The organism is Peribacillus sp. P4_D6, from assembly GCF_056401795.1.
Genome location: NZ_JBFUIQ010000031.1, coordinates 28,959 through 45,198, shown reverse-complemented (window position 1 = coordinate 45,198; position 16,240 = coordinate 28,959). Strand labels below are relative to the sequence as shown.

17 protein-coding genes are annotated in these 16,240 nt (G+C 41.0%); 7 read left to right on the top strand and 10 right to left on the bottom strand.

Annotation, left to right across the window (positions count from 1 at the left end; all coding sequences use genetic code 11):
* Positions 1 to 216: 216 nt before the first annotated feature.
* From lpdA to AC1DVB_RS12260, 5 genes are all read right to left on the bottom strand, one after another.
* Entirely contained in the window at positions 217 to 1,629 is a 1,413-nt protein-coding gene (gene lpdA, locus AC1DVB_RS12280; protein ID WP_057279024.1) for a dihydrolipoyl dehydrogenase, read from the bottom strand.
* A gap of 3 nt (positions 1,630 to 1,632) precedes the next feature.
* Positions 1,633 to 2,991, bottom strand: a complete 1,359-nt coding sequence (locus AC1DVB_RS12275; protein ID WP_477589427.1) for a dihydrolipoamide acetyltransferase family protein — start codon at positions 2,989 to 2,991, stop codon at positions 1,633 to 1,635.
* 120 nt (positions 2,992 to 3,111) lie between these two features.
* Complete coding sequence (locus AC1DVB_RS12270; RefSeq protein WP_034314063.1) at positions 3,112 to 4,089, bottom strand: alpha-ketoacid dehydrogenase subunit beta; 978 nt, start codon at positions 4,087 to 4,089, stop codon at positions 3,112 to 3,114.
* Between the two features lie 3 nt (positions 4,090 to 4,092).
* Complete coding sequence (pdhA, locus tag AC1DVB_RS12265; protein WP_034314064.1) at positions 4,093 to 5,208, bottom strand: pyruvate dehydrogenase (acetyl-transferring) E1 component subunit alpha; 1,116 nt, start codon at positions 5,206 to 5,208, stop codon at positions 4,093 to 4,095.
* 643 nt (positions 5,209 to 5,851) lie between these two features.
* On the bottom strand, positions 5,852 to 6,514 hold the full coding sequence (locus tag AC1DVB_RS12260) for a YkyA family protein (RefSeq protein ID WP_057279023.1): 663 nt from the start codon (positions 6,512 to 6,514) through the stop codon (positions 5,852 to 5,854).
* 210 nt (positions 6,515 to 6,724) lie between these two features.
* On the opposite strand from AC1DVB_RS12260, the gene AC1DVB_RS12255 reads away from it, so the two are divergent.
* Positions 6,725 to 6,880 (top strand): YjcZ family sporulation protein, encoded by a 156-nt coding sequence (locus AC1DVB_RS12255; protein WP_063576945.1) that lies wholly within the window; start codon positions 6,725 to 6,727, stop codon positions 6,878 to 6,880.
* A gap of 237 nt (positions 6,881 to 7,117) precedes the next feature.
* Entirely contained in the window at positions 7,118 to 7,672 is a 555-nt protein-coding gene (gene def, locus AC1DVB_RS12250) for a peptide deformylase (protein ID WP_057279022.1), read from the top strand.
* Positions 7,673 to 7,718: 46 nt separating this feature from the next.
* Here the strand turns inward: def and AC1DVB_RS12245 are convergent, their stop codons facing one another.
* Complete coding sequence (locus tag AC1DVB_RS12245) at positions 7,719 to 8,486, bottom strand: Cof-type HAD-IIB family hydrolase (protein WP_095680025.1); 768 nt, start codon at positions 8,484 to 8,486, stop codon at positions 7,719 to 7,721.
* An 882-nt stretch (positions 8,487 to 9,368) separates the two neighbouring features.
* On the opposite strand from AC1DVB_RS12245, the gene AC1DVB_RS12240 reads away from it, so the two are divergent.
* Positions 9,369 to 9,578: a DNA-dependent RNA polymerase subunit epsilon gene (locus AC1DVB_RS12240; protein ID WP_034314070.1), complete on the top strand. Its 210-nt coding sequence runs from the start codon at positions 9,369 to 9,371 to the stop codon at positions 9,576 to 9,578.
* Between the two features lie 3 nt (positions 9,579 to 9,581).
* Complete coding sequence (gene rnjA / locus AC1DVB_RS12235) at positions 9,582 to 11,252, top strand: ribonuclease J1 (RefSeq protein ID WP_034314071.1); 1,671 nt, start codon at positions 9,582 to 9,584, stop codon at positions 11,250 to 11,252.
* 468 nt (positions 11,253 to 11,720) lie between these two features.
* On the opposite strand, the gene AC1DVB_RS12230 is transcribed toward rnjA, so the two are convergent.
* The 4 genes from AC1DVB_RS12230 to AC1DVB_RS12215 form a co-directional block, all read right to left on the bottom strand.
* Entirely contained in the window at positions 11,721 to 12,380 is a 660-nt protein-coding gene (locus AC1DVB_RS12230; RefSeq protein ID WP_057279020.1) for a potassium channel family protein, read from the bottom strand.
* A 61-nt stretch (positions 12,381 to 12,441) separates the two neighbouring features.
* Positions 12,442 to 13,566, bottom strand: coding sequence for an N-acetyldiaminopimelate deacetylase (locus AC1DVB_RS12225; RefSeq protein ID WP_477589434.1), 1,125 nt, complete (start codon positions 13,564 to 13,566; stop codon positions 12,442 to 12,444).
* A 75-nt stretch (positions 13,567 to 13,641) separates the two neighbouring features.
* Positions 13,642 to 14,352, bottom strand: a complete 711-nt coding sequence (dapD, locus tag AC1DVB_RS12220) for a 2,3,4,5-tetrahydropyridine-2,6-dicarboxylate N-acetyltransferase (protein ID WP_034314078.1) — start codon at positions 14,350 to 14,352, stop codon at positions 13,642 to 13,644.
* A gap of 124 nt (positions 14,353 to 14,476) precedes the next feature.
* Positions 14,477 to 15,361 (bottom strand): LysR family transcriptional regulator, encoded by an 885-nt coding sequence (locus AC1DVB_RS12215; protein ID WP_477589422.1) that lies wholly within the window; start codon positions 15,359 to 15,361, stop codon positions 14,477 to 14,479.
* Between the two features lie 113 nt (positions 15,362 to 15,474).
* On the opposite strand from AC1DVB_RS12215, the gene AC1DVB_RS12210 reads away from it, so the two are divergent.
* The 3 genes from AC1DVB_RS12210 to AC1DVB_RS12200 are packed head-to-tail and all read left to right on the top strand — an operon-like array spanning position 15,475 to position 16,200.
* Positions 15,475 to 15,639: a hypothetical protein gene (locus tag AC1DVB_RS12210; RefSeq protein WP_239860639.1), complete on the top strand. Its 165-nt coding sequence runs from the start codon at positions 15,475 to 15,477 to the stop codon at positions 15,637 to 15,639.
* On the top strand, positions 15,620 to 15,946 hold the full coding sequence (locus tag AC1DVB_RS12205) for a TSUP family transporter (protein WP_477589432.1): 327 nt from the start codon (positions 15,620 to 15,622) through the stop codon (positions 15,944 to 15,946). The genes AC1DVB_RS12210 and AC1DVB_RS12205 overlap by 20 nt, the downstream gene beginning before the upstream one ends.
* On the top strand, positions 15,844 to 16,200 hold the full coding sequence (locus AC1DVB_RS12200; protein WP_230135321.1) for a TSUP family transporter: 357 nt from the start codon (positions 15,844 to 15,846) through the stop codon (positions 16,198 to 16,200). The genes AC1DVB_RS12205 and AC1DVB_RS12200 overlap by 103 nt, the downstream gene beginning before the upstream one ends.
* Positions 16,201 to 16,240: the final 40 nt, after the last annotated feature.

Sequence of the window (16,240 nt, the reverse complement as noted above, 5' to 3'; positions counted from 1 at the left end):
GAAGGTACGAGACTCCTGCGGGAAAAGCGCGTCTAGGGGAGACCCCGCAGGCGAAAGCCGAGGAGGCTCCCCGACCGCCCGCGGAAAGCGAGTGCCTAGAGTGGAAATCAACGTCCAAATTGTACAAGCCATAAAAAATAGACAAACTCGATTTTCATCGAGTTTGTCTACAGTCTGAGCGTACTGCATTTAGCAGTACGCTTTTATAAATCTCAATTACTTAATGATGTGGATAGGAGTTCCAAGGGCAACTTCAGCAGCTTCCATTGTGATTTCCCCTAAAGTTGGATGTGCATGGATTGTCATCGCAATATCTTCGGCAGTCATTCCTGCTTCGATAGCCAAACCTAGTTCTGCAATCATATCAGAAGCGTTTGGTCCTGCAATTTGTGCTCCAATAACCAATCCGTCTTCTTTGCGAGTGATAAGCTTCACAAATCCGTCCGTATTATTTAATGAAAGAGCACGTCCATTTGCAGCGAATGGGAATTTAGAAGCAAGCGCTTCGATTCCAGCTTCCTTCGCTTCTTTTTCATTATAACCGACAGAAGCAAGTTCCGGTTCAGAGAATACAACAGCCGGAATAGCAAGATAGTCGATTTCAGATGAATGTCCAGCAATGGCTTCAGCTGCAATTTTACCTTCATAAGAAGCTTTATGAGCTAACTGAGGTCCAGAAACGATATCACCGATTGCGTAGATGTTTTTCACGCTAGTACGGCATTGTTTATCCGTTTCGATCAAACCGCGGTCAGTCATTTTGATTCCGACTTGTTCCAGGCCGATTTCAGCAGTGTTTGGACGACGTCCAACTGTTACTAAAACGTAATCGGCTTCAACTTTTTTCTCTTCGCCTTTTACTTCATAAGTAACGGTTACACCTGTATCAGTTTCTTCCACGCCTTTAGCATTTGCTTTAGTAACAATTTCAGCACCTTTGTTTTTAAGGTTACGCTTAACAAGTGCTGCCATTTGTTTTTCAAAGCCTGCAGAAAGGATTTCTTCGGTACCTTCAAGGATCGTCACTTTAGTGCCAAAGCTAGCGAATGCTCCGCCAAGCTCAGTTCCGATGTAACCTCCGCCGATTACCACGATCGAACTTGGAACTTCTTCCAAAGCAAGAGCGCCAGTTGAATTAAGTACGCGTTTCGTATATTTAAATGACGGAATCTCGATTGGCGATGAACCAGTAGCGATGATTGCGTTTTTAAAAGTATATGTTTGGGCTGAGTCTTCATTCATAACACGGATGCTGTTTTCATCAACGAAATAAGCTTCGCCAGTTACAACATCAACATTATTGCCTTTTAACAGGCTGCTTACACCGCCAGTTAATTTTTTTACAACAGTACCTTTCCAAGCTTGTACTTTAGAAAAATCAACAGTAACTTTTTCTGCAAAGATACCCATATCTTCTGAATGCTGAGCTTCATGGAAACGGTGTCCAGCCGAAATTAAAGCTTTCGATGGAATACAGCCTACATTCAAACAAACTCCGCCGATTGTTCCTTTTTCAACGACCGTTACTTTCTGTCCAAGCTGTGCTGCGCGAATTGCGGCAACATATCCCCCTGGGCCTGAACCGATTACTAAAGTATCTGTTTCGATTGGAAAATCTCCTACTACCATTGTTTACGCCTCCATTAACAATAATTCTGGGTCGTTCAATAACTTTTTGATATGATTCAATGCATGTTGAGCTGTTGCTCCATCAATCATGCGGTGATCAAAGCTCAGTGATAATGCCAGAACTGGAGCGGCGATAATTTCCCCGTCGCGTACAATTGCTTTTTCGGCAATGCGTCCAATCCCTAGAATGGCAACTTCTGGATGATTGATAACAGGTGTGAACCATTGACCGCCTGCGGAACCGATATTCGTAATGGAGCAAGAAGCACCTTTCATTTCGTTAGGAGCCAATTTGCCGTCACGGGCTTTCGTCGCTAATTCGTTAATTTCTTGTGAAATAGCGAAAGTTGATTTACGATCTGCATCTTTTACAACTGGAACGAGCAGTCCTTTGTCTGTGTCTGCCGMAATTCCGATATTGTAATAGTGTTTATGGATAATCTCACTAGCTTCATCATCAAATGATGTGTTAAGCATARGGAATTCACGCRATGCACTTGTTAACGCTTTAACAACATAAGGTAGGAATGTAAGCTTGATTCCTTTTTGTGCAGCAATTTCCTTGAATTTCTTACGGTGAGCAACCAATAGCGTCACATCGACTTCATCCATTAATGTAACATGCGGAGCTGTCTGCTTGGACTTAACCATTGCTTTTGCGATCGCTTTTCTCATACCGCTCATTTTCTCACGAGTTTCAGGATATTGCCCTTCTGGAATTGAAACTTTTTGTTTTTCGGTTGTTTCCGTATCATTTTGTTGTGAAGCTTCACTTTGAGCTGCTGGTTGCTGTGGAGCGGTTTTGCCGTTTTTGAAAGCATCAATGTCTTCCTTCATGATGCGGCCGTTATCCCCAGAACCAGTGATCTCACGAATATTTACCCCTTGTTCGCGTGCATATTTCCTGACAGAAGGCATGGCGATAATACGGCGTGAAGGATCTGCCTCAACCTGTGGTTGTGCTCCCGCGCCCGTTACTCCGCTATTTTCTTGAACCGGAGCAGCCTCTTTCTTGACTTCCTGTCCAGCTTCAGCAGTTGCTTGAACCTGGGCCTCCGTATTCTTCTCGCCTTCTGCCTTCGCTTCTTCTCCATGATCCCCTTTAAACTGAAGATTTTCATAACCTGGAGCATCGAATGTTACAAGTACATCGCCAACAACGGCAACCGTTCCTTCTTGAACAAGGATTTCTTCAACGGTACCTTCCACCGGTGATGGGATTTCAACAACGGCCTTATCGTTTTGAACCTCGCAAAGCACGTCATCTTCTTGTATCTTATCTCCTGGCTTTACAAACCATTTCACTATTTCACCTTCGTGTATACCTTCTCCGATATCAGGGAGTCTAAATTGGAATGCCACTGAGTTCAACCTCCTATATTAAATCATACTTAGTGCTTTGAATAAAGTCCTTTATCTTGCATTACCGTTAATGCAAAATCACTTTCCCGAGCAGGACATTCATTCCATTACTTAAGATTGTTAAAACTTCAAGACTTTAGTCGCCGTTTCAATAATGTCTTTATAATTAGGGAGCCATACTGTTTCAGCTTGTGAAAACGGGAATACCGTATCAGCTGCCGCCACGCGCAGTACTGGAGCATCCAAGCTCAAAATGGCACGTTCGTTAATTTCCGCTACGACATTCGCTGCTATACCAGCTTGCTTTTGTGCTTCTTGAACAACGATAGCGCGTCCTGTTTTTTCTACAGAAGCAATGATTGTATCAATATCCAATGGTGATACAGTCCGTAAGTCGACCACTTCGACGGAATGGCCATCCTTAGCCAATTCCTCAGCTGCCTTGATGGATTCCTGCACCATCGCACCATAAGTAATAATGGATAAATCCGTTCCTTCTCTTTTCACATCCGCTTTTCCTAATGGAATTGTGTATTCTTCTTCAGGAACTTCCTGACGGAAAGAACGGTACAATTTCATGTGCTCAAGGAAAATGACAGGGTCATTATCACGAATCGCTGAAATCAATAAGCCTTTTGCATCGTAAGGAGTGGAAGGGATAACTACCTTTAACCCTGGTTGCTGGGCCATTAAACCTTCTAAGCTATCAGCATGCATTTCCGGAGTATGGACTCCGCCCCCAAAAGGTGAGCGAATTGTAACCGGTGCACTGTAACGTCCGCCTGAACGGTAGCGCATACGAGCAAGCTGACCGCTTACGGAATCCATTACTTCATATACAAACCCAAAGAATTGAATTTCAGGAACAGGACGGAAACCTTGTAAAGAAAGACCGACCGCTAATCCACCGATTCCAGATTCAGCAAGAGGTGTATCGAATACACGATCTTCACCGAATTCTTTTTGAAGATTTTCCGTTGCACGGAAAACTCCTCCATTAAGACCTACATCTTCCCCAAAAACGAGTACATTCTCGTCATTTTTAAGTTCTGTACGTAATGCTTCTGTAATTGCTTGAATCATCGTCAATTGAGCCATGGCTTACTTCGACTCCTTCTCTTTATAAATTTCATATTGTTCTTTTAAGTTATAAGGCATTTCTTCATACATGATTTCAATTAGGTCTGTAACCTTTTGTTTAGGTTCTGCATCAGCCAATTTGATTGCTTCTTTAATATCGTCTTTGGCTTTCTCTATCGTTTCGTTTTCTAATTCTTCATTCCAAAGTTTTTTGCTTTCCAAGAACTTGCGGAAACGAACCAATGGATCTTTCAGTTCCCACTCGTTATCCATTTCGGAAGTACGGTAACGTGTCGGGTCATCCCCAGCCATCGTATGTGGTCCATAACGGTAAGTTAATGTTTCAATCAATGTAGGGCCTTCACCATTGATTGCACGTTCACGCGCTTCTTTAACAGCTGTATATACGGCCAACGCATCCATACCATCAACCTGGATTCCAGGAATACCTGCAGCCACACCCTTTTGGGCCAATGTTTTCGATGCTGACTGCAAATCAACTGGTGTAGAGATTGCGAAACGGTTATTTTGCACGATGAAGATAGCTGGCGCTTTAAAGGCACCTGCAAAGTTAATTCCCTCATAGAAGTCACCTTGTGAAGTTCCACCGTCACCCGTATATGTAATGGCAACAGCTTTTTTCCCGCGTTTCTTCAACCCAAGAGCAACTCCGGCAGCTTGGATATATTGAGCGCCGATAATGATTTGAGGAGAAATTACATTGACGTCTTCAGGAATTTGATTTCCCTTAAAATGACCCCGGGAGAATAAGAATGCTTGCCAAAGCGGCAGGCCATGCCAAACGATTTGCGGAACATCACGATAACCAGGCAAAATGAAATCTTCTTTTTCCAAAGCATACTGGGAAGCGATTTGAGAAGCTTCTTGACCGGCAGTCGGTGCATAGAAACCTAATCTACCTTGACGGTTCAGTGATATGGAACGTTGATCCAAGATGCGTGTATAAACCATACGGCGCATTAATTCTTGCAATTGTTCATCACTTAAATCAGGCATAGCCGCTTCATTCACGACTTCTCCCTCTTCATTTAAAATTTGAAAAGTTTCAAATTGTTCTTCTACTTTCTTAAGCTGATCCTGAACATTAATTTTAGCTTGTTTAGTTTTTTGAGCCATTTGGCACCTCATCCTTTCATTAAAAAGGTTTGCTATTATTATTCTATAAAGCAAAAATAGTTTGCTTTTTAGTTTCTGCAACAATACATTCTTTTATTTTTCCCTTAAGACCAATCCTCAAACGTGGATATGCTTAATATGTCTCAATCTTATTCTGTACCATAAAAAAAATCAAGGAAAATGATACAAGAATTTTTATAGATTAAGTTTACAAGATGAATTAACATCAAGTCAATCACTTGGAGTTCCTAATAATTTTGATTTAATAGAATTTCCAATACTCATACTTCTTCTCTGTATTAGTTTTCAATTTACAACTGTACTATTAAATTTCCCTTATTTATCAATTTAAGGATGGCCAAGGATAACATTTCAATTCCCCAGCATATCCCATCGATTCCAAAACCGCTTTAACTAAAGGCATTTGAGCCTGTAAAATAATATACCGAAAAAATATTCAAACGCTTTCATCTAAGTCTGCTGTTAGATTTTTAATTTTCGTTTTTTTTTAGTACAGGTATGAAAATTTAAATCAGGCTGGTTGCACAAAAAAAAGACCATTCTAAAATTTTTTATTCCAAAAAGAACTGGATTGAAAAAAATAGGGGCTGTGAGTGAGGATCACAGCCCATCATTATTTATATTAATTTGTTGAATCCGCCATTTCTATGCCGGAACTATCATAAAAACTTTCTTTTTTTTGATTTGATTTTTCCGTTAATGCATTAAATTCCTCATTTGCTTTCAAAACTTTTGTATAAGAGGTATTTATTTTCTCGATTTGCACTTGTAATTCATCCATTTTCAAATCCTCTTTTTTGAAAAGCTCATATAATTCACGATCATAAGCTAGACTTTGTTGATAGGCATCATATAAATCATCATAGGTGCTATAGCGCTCACTCATGATCTTTTTCATTTCAGTCGCTTCTTCTTTTATCTTTTCATCCTCTATTTTCCCGATTTGTTCATCTATTTGATTGAATTGTTCTTTTGAGGATTGCATACTGCTTTGTTCCTTTTCAATTATTTTTTCCCTTTCGTCGATATTCTTGGTTGCTTCATCTGAAAGCTCGACGATCTGTTCATAATCATCCAATCCAAGTTTAATGATTTTCTCATATTTTTCTTTTTCTTTTTTCTCCAAATCATTAAGCGGCTCTTGATTCTCGGTGAAATCACTTTCCTTTTCTGCAGTTTTCTCCAGGATTTTGTGGATTCTTTCTTCCGGTGAACCATTAAAACAACCAGTCAAGGTCACTAAAGAAAGAAGTAAGATAACAAATGGACCAAAACGTTTCAACATAGACAACTCCTTCTGATAGTTCTTTGAAGATTCATGTTCCTCAATTCATTCTTAAGCCGCAGACATTTGTTACAATCATATTCCGAGCAGGTTTTTTTCATTACTGGGCGCTAGCCTACACCCTTTAAACCATACTGCATAGGCTGTAGGGACCGTTTCAAATTTGAATGGTCAGCATTTTAATAAATACAAAAACGGAGGTATGAAATTATGTATGGAGGTTTCAACCAAGAATGTTGTTATCCGGTTTCCGCTGCACCCAGCTATGGATATGGCGATGGTGGAGGCTGCGGCTTTGGAAGCGGCTTTGCCCTGATCATTGTCCTGTTCATTCTGTTAATCATCGTCGGCGCGTGCTTATGCTAACCAGGTAATTACTATTACCTTTACCCGAAAATGTTAACGATTTACCCTGATTCACAAAAAATGATAATATTTTTTAAATAGACCAACATGCAATAAAATAATGGCAGGGATAGGAAATCATCGACTTGATTCCATCCCCTCCATTTTTCTTTCATTAAACCATTCATTAACTTTCAGCCTCTTTTTTGTTAAAATAACCCTATACATATTATAAGAATTTTTATGGGGTGAAAGATTATGCTTACCATGGATGATTTTGTTAATGAAGACGATCCAATCTTAAGGCAAGTTGCGGTAGAGGTTCCGCTTCCGGCATCAAATGAAGATAAGCAACTTTTAGCCAGCTTGATGGAATATGTCCAAAACAGCCAGAAACCTGATATTGCTGCTCTATACGGGTTAAGGGCAGGAATTGGCTTGGCTGCACCACAGGTTAATGTTTCAAAAAGGATGATTGCGGTTCATTTAAAAGAAAAGGATGATCAACTTTATAGCTATGCACTTTTCAACCCTAAACTCGTTAGCCATTCAGTCGAAAAAGCATACTTGACATCCGGAGAAGGCTGTCTTTCCGTAAATCGGCCCGTTTCCGGCTATGTGCCACGTTATGCCCGAATAACGGTTGCGGGTACGGACCTGGAAGGGAAATCGGTTCAACTCCGCCTGAAAGGCATCGCAGCCATTTGCTTTCAACATGAAATCGACCACCTTAATGGTATCATGTTTTATGATCATATCAATCAGGAAGACCCCTATGCCATTCCGGAAAATTCAATTGCGGTAGAAAGGTAACGTAATAAGCAAAACCCCCGTCTGTTGGCTGACGGGGGTTTATTTTTTATATCAGTTCAAGTTCCTTCAAACCAAAAAGTATGCCATCATCATCGACATCCTTCGTTACAAAGTCGGCCTCTTGCTTCACAAGCTGACCGGCATTCCCCATAGCCACGCCATATCCCGCTACTTTTAACATCTCTATATCGTTTAAGCCATCTCCAAAGGCGTAAACATCCTCAAGAGCAAACCCGACTTTTTCCATTAATATTTTAATCCCTTCAGCCTTTGAACCCCCGAATGGAAGTACATCCGTCGAATACTCATGCCATCTAATGAAGTGAAAATCATCATATTTCCCAACAAAGTTCCCTTCTTCAGCTTCCGAACAGAATAATAAGGCTTGGTATATATCATGGTCCTCATAAAAATCCGCAACATGTTCAGGGTGGGGAAACTTAAGGCTGCTCAATGCTTCTTCAATTCTGCTATGATGCGGAACACTCGATTTCATTGTCTCCTCATTCATGAACACGATCGGTATTTCATTTTTTTCAGCATGTTCGTGAAGGCGTTTTATCTCAGGTTTGCTCAAAGGGTTTTTATAAACGACTTTCCCTTCAAAAACAACGTATTGTCCATTGAAACTTACGAATGTATCGATGCCAAGCTCTTCCCTTAAAGACTCGAACATGAACGGAGCCCTTCCTGTGGCAATCGCTACAAAAACCCCGCTATCTTGCAGTTGCTTAATGGCTTCTTTTGTTGAAGCAGGTAACTTTTTTTCATGATCAAGCAATGTTCCGTCAATATCAAAAAATACGATTTTCACTTGCGATTCACTTCCAATTCATTCATTTTTTCCTTTTTAATATGTAACCATTTAATAATTGTCATCAAGATAAGTCAAGTAACTCTACCGGACCCAACTCAAAGTTACGTTTTTTATTCAGGAATGGGCATATACTATTCTTAATAGAAACCAACTCAGGCTTTCCAGATTACACTTCTCCCATCCTTCTGCCTCTCAAATCCCAGTTGCTTGTTTGAAAGAGCCTTTTTTTTCAAAAATGGGCCATGTACCTGTAAAGACGTATTTACATTATTGAATAATCCTATACAATAATAATTAAGGGAGCGTGATCGCCATGTTAAAAAAGCTTCGTAAAAAGCTTGTTAAACAGTGGAATGATCTTTTAAGAAAAAAATCTATCGCATGATTTGCCACTCATTCCTGCCTTGGCCGTCATCCATATGCGAATTTTTTTCGGACAGCCCTTCAAAAACTTGCGGAGGGCTTCTTCCTTGTTGTAAAGTTCTTGTTAGGCATTCTTTCTATCTTGGCTTTTATATGGTCTGGTGAATACATATTTCAATCAAAATATGAGTCGCTGTGTTTTCATGAAACGCTACACACAGTGGTACTGTATTAATTTAGAAAGAAATCGTTTAAAAAAAGATCCCATGATTTAAGTTTTACACATGGCAAAAACGGATAGGATATAAGATAGAGGAAGCTACAATTGGATTGATACCAGATTCGGCCATCTATTTTTTTATATACTTTTAGACATTGGTATATTTAATTCATCAAACCCCTTCCGTTTTTATGGCGGAGCTGGGTTTATTTTTACATGATGTTGAAAAACATGAAAAAATTGTTGTTTTTATATATAATGAAAAAAGCAATGCAAACAAGTGAGGAGAGATTAAAATGGTTTTTAAGGTATACTATCAAGTAACCATATCAGAGGTTCCCATCAGGGAGAATACTAAAACAATGTTTGTCGAAGGTGAATCCGTTCGTGACGTTCGTTTAAAATTAAAAAAAGAACCTTATAACGTAGAAATCGTACTACCCGTAACCGGAGCATATTTAGAATATGAAAAACAAAATGAAGATTACAAAGTATTGGAGCTATAATTTATGAAATTCGTAAAAAACGATCAAACAGCTGTATTCGCCCTGGGCGGTTTAGGCGAAATCGGTAAGAACACATATGCTGTTCAGTTTCAAGATGAAATCATCATCATTGATGCTGGAATTAAATTTCCTGAAGATGAACTCCTCGGTATTGACTATGTGATTCCAGATTACAGCTATTTAGAGAAAAATGTAGATAAAATCAAAGGTGTCTTCATTACCCATGGTCATGAAGATCACATTGGGGGGATTCCTTATTTACTTAGAAAAGTGAATGTCCCTGTATACGGCGGGAAGCTTGCACTTGGACTGCTTCGTAATAAATTGGAAGAACACGGCCTTTTACGTCAGACAACCATGATTGAAATCAGTGAAGATGAAGTGATCAAGTTCCGGAAAACGTCCGTCTCTTTCTTCCGTACAACTCACAGTATCCCTGACTCATATGGAATCGTCGTAAAAACCCCACCTGGACAAATTGTCCATACTGGTGATTTTAAATTCGACTTCACCCCAGTGGGTGAGCCTGCAAACCTGACCAAGATGGCTGAAATCGGTAAAGAAGGTGTATTGTGCTTACTCTCGGATAGCACAAATAGTGAAGTGCAGAACTTTACTATGTCCGAAAGCCGTGTCGGTGATACCATTCAAGACATTTTCCGCAAGGTTGACGGCCGGATTATTTTTGCAACGTTTGCATCGAATATCCATCGCCTTCAGCAAGTTGTGGAAGCAGCCGTGGCCAACGGCCGTAAAATAGCCGTTTTTGGCCGAAGCATGGATTCAGCCATATCAATCGGACAAGATCTTGGTTATATCGTAGCGCCTAAAGATACATTTATTGATGTACAGCAATTGAATCGTATGCCTGCGAATAAAGTGACCATCCTTTGTACAGGCAGCCAAGGTGAACCAATGGCAGCACTGTCGCGCATAGCGAACGGCACTCACCGTCAAATTCAAATCATCCCTGGTGATACGGTAGTATTTTCATCTTCACCCATCCCAGGTAACACAATCAGCGTTTCCAGAACGATCAATCAATTATATCGTGCAGGAGCAGACGTCATTTCAGGTCCTCTGAATGACATTCATACTTCAGGACATGGCGGACAGCAGGAACAAAAGCTTATGCTCCGTTTGATAAAACCAAAATTCTTCATGCCAATCCACGGTGAATACCGTATGCAAAAACTGCATGCCCGCCATGCAGTCGATTGCGGCGTTCCGGAAGAAAATTGTTTTATCATGGATAATGGCGAAGTTCTTTCCTTAAGTGAGAACACAGCTCAAATCGCTGGTAAAATCCCTTCAGGTTCGGTTTATATCGATGGAAGCGGCATTGGGGATATCGGTAATATCGTTCTCCGTGATCGTCGGATTCTTTCCGAGGAAGGCCTTGTCGTTGTTGTGGTCAGCATCAATATGAAGGAATTCAAAATTGCATCCGGTCCTGACATCATCTCACGCGGATTTGTTTATATGAGAGAATCAGGAGACCTTATCAGCGATGCTCAATCCTTGATCACAAAGCATTTAAATAAGGTGATGGATCGCAAAACTACTCAATGGTCTGAAATCAAAAATGAAATTACAGACACTCTATCTCCATTCCTATATGAAAAAACGAAACGCCGTCCGATGATCCTGCCGATCATCATGGAAGTGCAATAAATAATAGAAGCCCAGCCATCATTTGGCTGGGCTTTTTTTGTTTAGGTTTGTAAATCCCCCCACCTTGAATTCCACTCCAGGCACTCACTTTCCCTGGCGCCTTAGAAGCCTGTGGGGTCTACACGTCTCCCGCAGGATCTCGAATACCCGCTCCAATCAATTTTCTTTTAAAAGTTAGATAGAACTCCTTTTGTCAACAGTCTTTCTTGTTTTAAAAATGGAAAGCTTCCGAAAGTAAACTGATAAGAAGCCTATTTTTGTTGATTCCACACTGTCGAAGTGCCGGAAACACGAGTTTATCATGTACGCAAAAAAAAAAAGGGAATTGAAAAATTGTCGATGCAAGCTATTCTCTATAACTCCTTAAGATCCAATTAAAAAACAAAAAGGTTTCGGAATGAGGCCATTCCGAAACCTTTTTGTTTTTTAATTGATAAAAGCGCTGCTCGATTTTAGCAGGACGCTTACTTATTCCACAATTTTTTTTTCAAAGCGATTGATGTCCGAATCCGCGCCGATGACGATCAATATATCACCTTTATGTATTAAATCGCTCGCCTGTGGGGAAACATTAATTTCGTTCCCTCTCTTGATTGCGACTATATTCAGTCCATAGTGGGCACGGATATCAAGGTCAATTATCGAGTTTCCATTCATCTTTTGGCTTGCAACAATTTCGACGATGGAGTGTTCATCAGAAAGCTCCAAATAATCGAGAATATTATTGGAGACGATATTATGGGCAATCCTTCTCCCCATATCCCGTTCGGGGTGCACGACATAGTCGGCCCCGATTTTACGAAGAACCTTCTCGTGATAATCATTTTGCGCTTTAACCGTAACATTTCCGACACCCAATTCCTTAAGCATGAGAGTCGTCAATATACTGGCTTGAATATTCTCGCCAATCGCTACAATGACGTGATCAAAATTTCGAATCCCTATATTCCTTAGTACATTTTCATCTGTCGTATCCCCTACTACGGCATGTGAAGCTATTCTGGCAAATTCATTCACTCGATCTTCGTCGGCATCGATAGCCAGAACCCCTAATCCTTCTTCAGCTAATGTCTTGACTATGCTGCCGCCAAAACGGCCAAGTCCAATCACCGCAAATTCTTTTTTCACAATAAGCCCTCCAACGTCATTCGTTCTTTCTTTAGAGCATGTTCTGCACTGAAAATCATTTTTATGCTTCGCTTCCTTTAAACGTTATATAATCCGTTAAGTGATCGATCGCGAGTTCAATGGCTTTTTCGTCCGGTCTTAACTTGGCGTGATGCAATCCGTATTCCGATGAAACCCCCAGCCAGAACATGAATCCTGGAATCTCCTTTAACATATAACCAAAATCTTCGCCAGTCATTGCTTCAGTACATTCATGCAAATGAACAGCAGTTGACCTCTCTGTGAAATCCATGAATTCCCGGGTCAACCGCTCTTCATTATATACCTGATGATACATCGCGCCATAGTCGATTTCAGCCAAGCACTCATATCCTACTTGTATACCATCCACAAGCGCTTTTATCCTAGACTTGACCTTTACCATCGATTCGGGGTTAAGAGTGCGTATTGTGCCCTCTAACCGCGCTGTCTCCGCAATAATGTTTTGAACGGTGCCTCCAGTAATCTTCCCAACTGTAATGACAGCTGAATCTAGCGGATTGACATTCCTGGAAACGATTGTTTGAAGCTGCCCTACAAGCGAGCAGGCCGCAATGACCATATCATTTGTTTCGTGCGGATAGGCTGCATGTCCTCCTTTCCCCCTCAAATCGATGAATAATTCAGATGTATTGGCAAATAGAAGCCCTTCTTTAACGGCAATCGTCCCAACTGGATACTCCGGAGCAATATGTAAAGCAAGGATCATATCAGGCTTCCATTTTTTCATCGTTTCCGATTTAAGCATTGGTTCAGCTCCGCCAGGACCCTCTTCTGCAGGCTGGAAGATGAATAGCAAGTCATCATCGATCGGATTTTCCGTGAAATATGTCAATAATCCCAAACCTATGCTCATATGAAAATCATGACCGCAGGCATGCATATATTCCTCGTGGTTGGATGCAAACGGCAATCCGGTTTCCTCTTTTATCGGCAAACCGTCTATATCAGCCCTGTAGCCAATGGTTTTTCGCGGGTTCATTCCCTTCACTTTCACGAATATCCCAGTTCGCCATGTTTCTATTTCCATTCGCTCCTGGGCCAGATTCGTTATGTAATTCAGTAGGTATTGCTGCGTCTTGAATTCTTTGAACCCTATCTCCGGTATTTGATGCAGATCACGCCGGATCTTGGCAAAAGGGTTTATTTTCACATTATTCCCTCCCTATACAGAAAGCGTGGATATAGTTATCCACGCTTCAGGCAATATTCACTAAAGAAATTAAAGTTGACGAAGTTCTTGCATGATTTCTGTTTTTGATTTTGTTTTTTCGTCAATTTGTTTAATGACCCTCGCCGGGATACCAGCAGCCACGGAATATGGAGGAACGTCTTTCGTTACGACGGCACCAGCAGCGACAACGGAACCTTCTCCGATTTTGACACCTTCCAGTACGACCGCATTGGCTCCGATCAATACATCATCTTCCAAAATGACCGGCTGTGCGGAAGGCGGCTCGATGACACCTGCTAAAACGGCACCAGCACCTACGTGACAGTTTTTGCCCACTGTTGCACGTCCGCCCAGTATTGCGTTCATGTCAATCATTGTACCTTCACCGATGACAGATCCAATATTGATTGATGCACCCATCATGATGACTGCGTTATCTCCAATGGAAACTTGGTCACGGATTATTGCGCCTGGCTCGATACGGGCTTTGATGCCTTTTAGATCCAATAAAGGAATGGCAGAGTTACGACGATCATTTTCAACTACATAATCCTCGATTTTTGTTCCTGCTGCCTTGATCGCTTCTTCGATTTCAGACCACTCACCGAATACAACCCCTGTATTTCCTGTTATGAAAGTTTTAGAAGCTGGACCAAAATCCAGGCCTTCTAAATCGCCTTTGACATATACCTTTACAGGTGTGGATTTTTTACTATTCGAGATAAAAGAAATAATTTCGTTTGCATCCATTTTATTCATTCCGGGTAAACCTCCTAAATATGTATCATTACTCGTTTTAAATTTACCAGACAACAGCCGGCAAGACAAGTTGAATGTCACTCATATATATTATTCTGCCCTATTGACATTTTCGTCGGCGGACCTATAACATTCCTTGGTCGCGAATATGCTCTTTAACCACTTCCGTGAATGCCTGGACTTGCTTTAACTGGAAGGCAGATTCATAGCCGCAAAGCCATGTATCACGTTCYATGGAGTGGTTATGCCCATCCAGTAGAGGGATTTTAAATACATTCGTATCTTTATCATGTAAAGTGATGGCTGGCAGGATCGCATATCCAATACCATTAAACACCATTTGTTTGCATGTTTCGATTTGATCAACGACTATGGTGTTTTTTGGTGTCGTTTGAAATTGCCGATGCCACCAATCTTGAATTTCCTGATAATAATTCGAATCGCTCTTAAACTGAATGAATGGACGGTCCGTTTCGAACACTTGATTCAGTTCCTTCATTTCAGTATCCACCAAATACAGCATATCCGTGAATAAATGCTGTTTTACGCCTTTCCAATCCGGTGCTCCCCTTATGATGCCAATATGCACTTGCCCTTCATACAAAGACTTTAAAATCTCACTGCTCCAGCCAGTGATCAAGGAAATTTTTGCATACGGATATTTTCGGACGAACTTTTTCAATACTTGCGGCAGCCAATTTTGACCGACAATCGAGGCACAGGCTATTTTCAAAGTGCCATATACTTCATGGTCCATGGCTTGAATACTTTCCCTGACCTTCTCTTCTTTTTCTATAACCTCATTGGCCAAACGAATTACCGCTTCACCTGCAGGCGTCAGTGACAGCCCTTTTTGTGAACGCAGAAACAGTTTCGAGCCCCAATCCTTTTCTATTGATTGTAAACGCTGGGATAAAGCCGGCTGGGAAACGAACAACCGCTCAGCTGCTTTTCTCATATTCATTTCCTGAGCAAGCACTGATAATAAATGAAATTCTGAAAATGACATACACACCAACCTCTTGATAATTAAATCTTATCATGATGATTTAATTTATTTAAATTTTATTATCAACAAAGTCCGCTTATAATACAAGAGAAAAGGAACGGAGTGAATATCCTTTGACGATCATTTTATTGCTTGCCATCAGTTTTGCAGCATCCTTTGTCGGGACATTGGCCGGGAGCGGCGGTCTCATCGGCATGCCGTCCCTTCTTTTGATAGGTCCACCCATTCACCAGGTTATTGGATCAGTCAAATTCCCCAATGTTTTCTTCTTTTTCTAGCTTTTATATTTTACTCAAGAAAAAGCAGCTAAAATTGAAGGTTGCCCTCCAGTTAATCCCATTTGCCCTTTTTGGTGGCTTATGCGGCGGTCTGCTTGCTAATTCATTCTCCGAGAAGGCAATGAATTTGTTAGCCATCTGCCTTTTGACTGTCGCTTTGATCATGAATTTCATCAAAAAACCGCAACCTTCCGATGAAACGGATTGGCATCTCCCAAAAAAAGTTTATCCATCCTATTCGGAATCAGTGTCTATGACGGAATGTTCGGACCGGGACAGGCGACCATGCTCATGTATACCTTTTTAAGAAATGGCGCCACCTACCTTCAATCCCTGGCCTTTACTAGATTCCAAACTTTCATTAGCTGTACAGCTGCATTCATTACCTATTCATGGCCGGTAAATTGGATTGCCATTTATTACACGTTCGGTTCCCTGATCGGATCACGGCTGGCCTTGCGTGTGGCTCAAAAAATCTCCACTGGACAGTTGAGATTCATTTTACATTCGGTCACGATCGCATTATTGATTCAATTGGTCATCAGAGTTGCGTTTCCTTAAAACAAAGGCAAACTACATTAACGAGTCTGCCTTTTTCCTA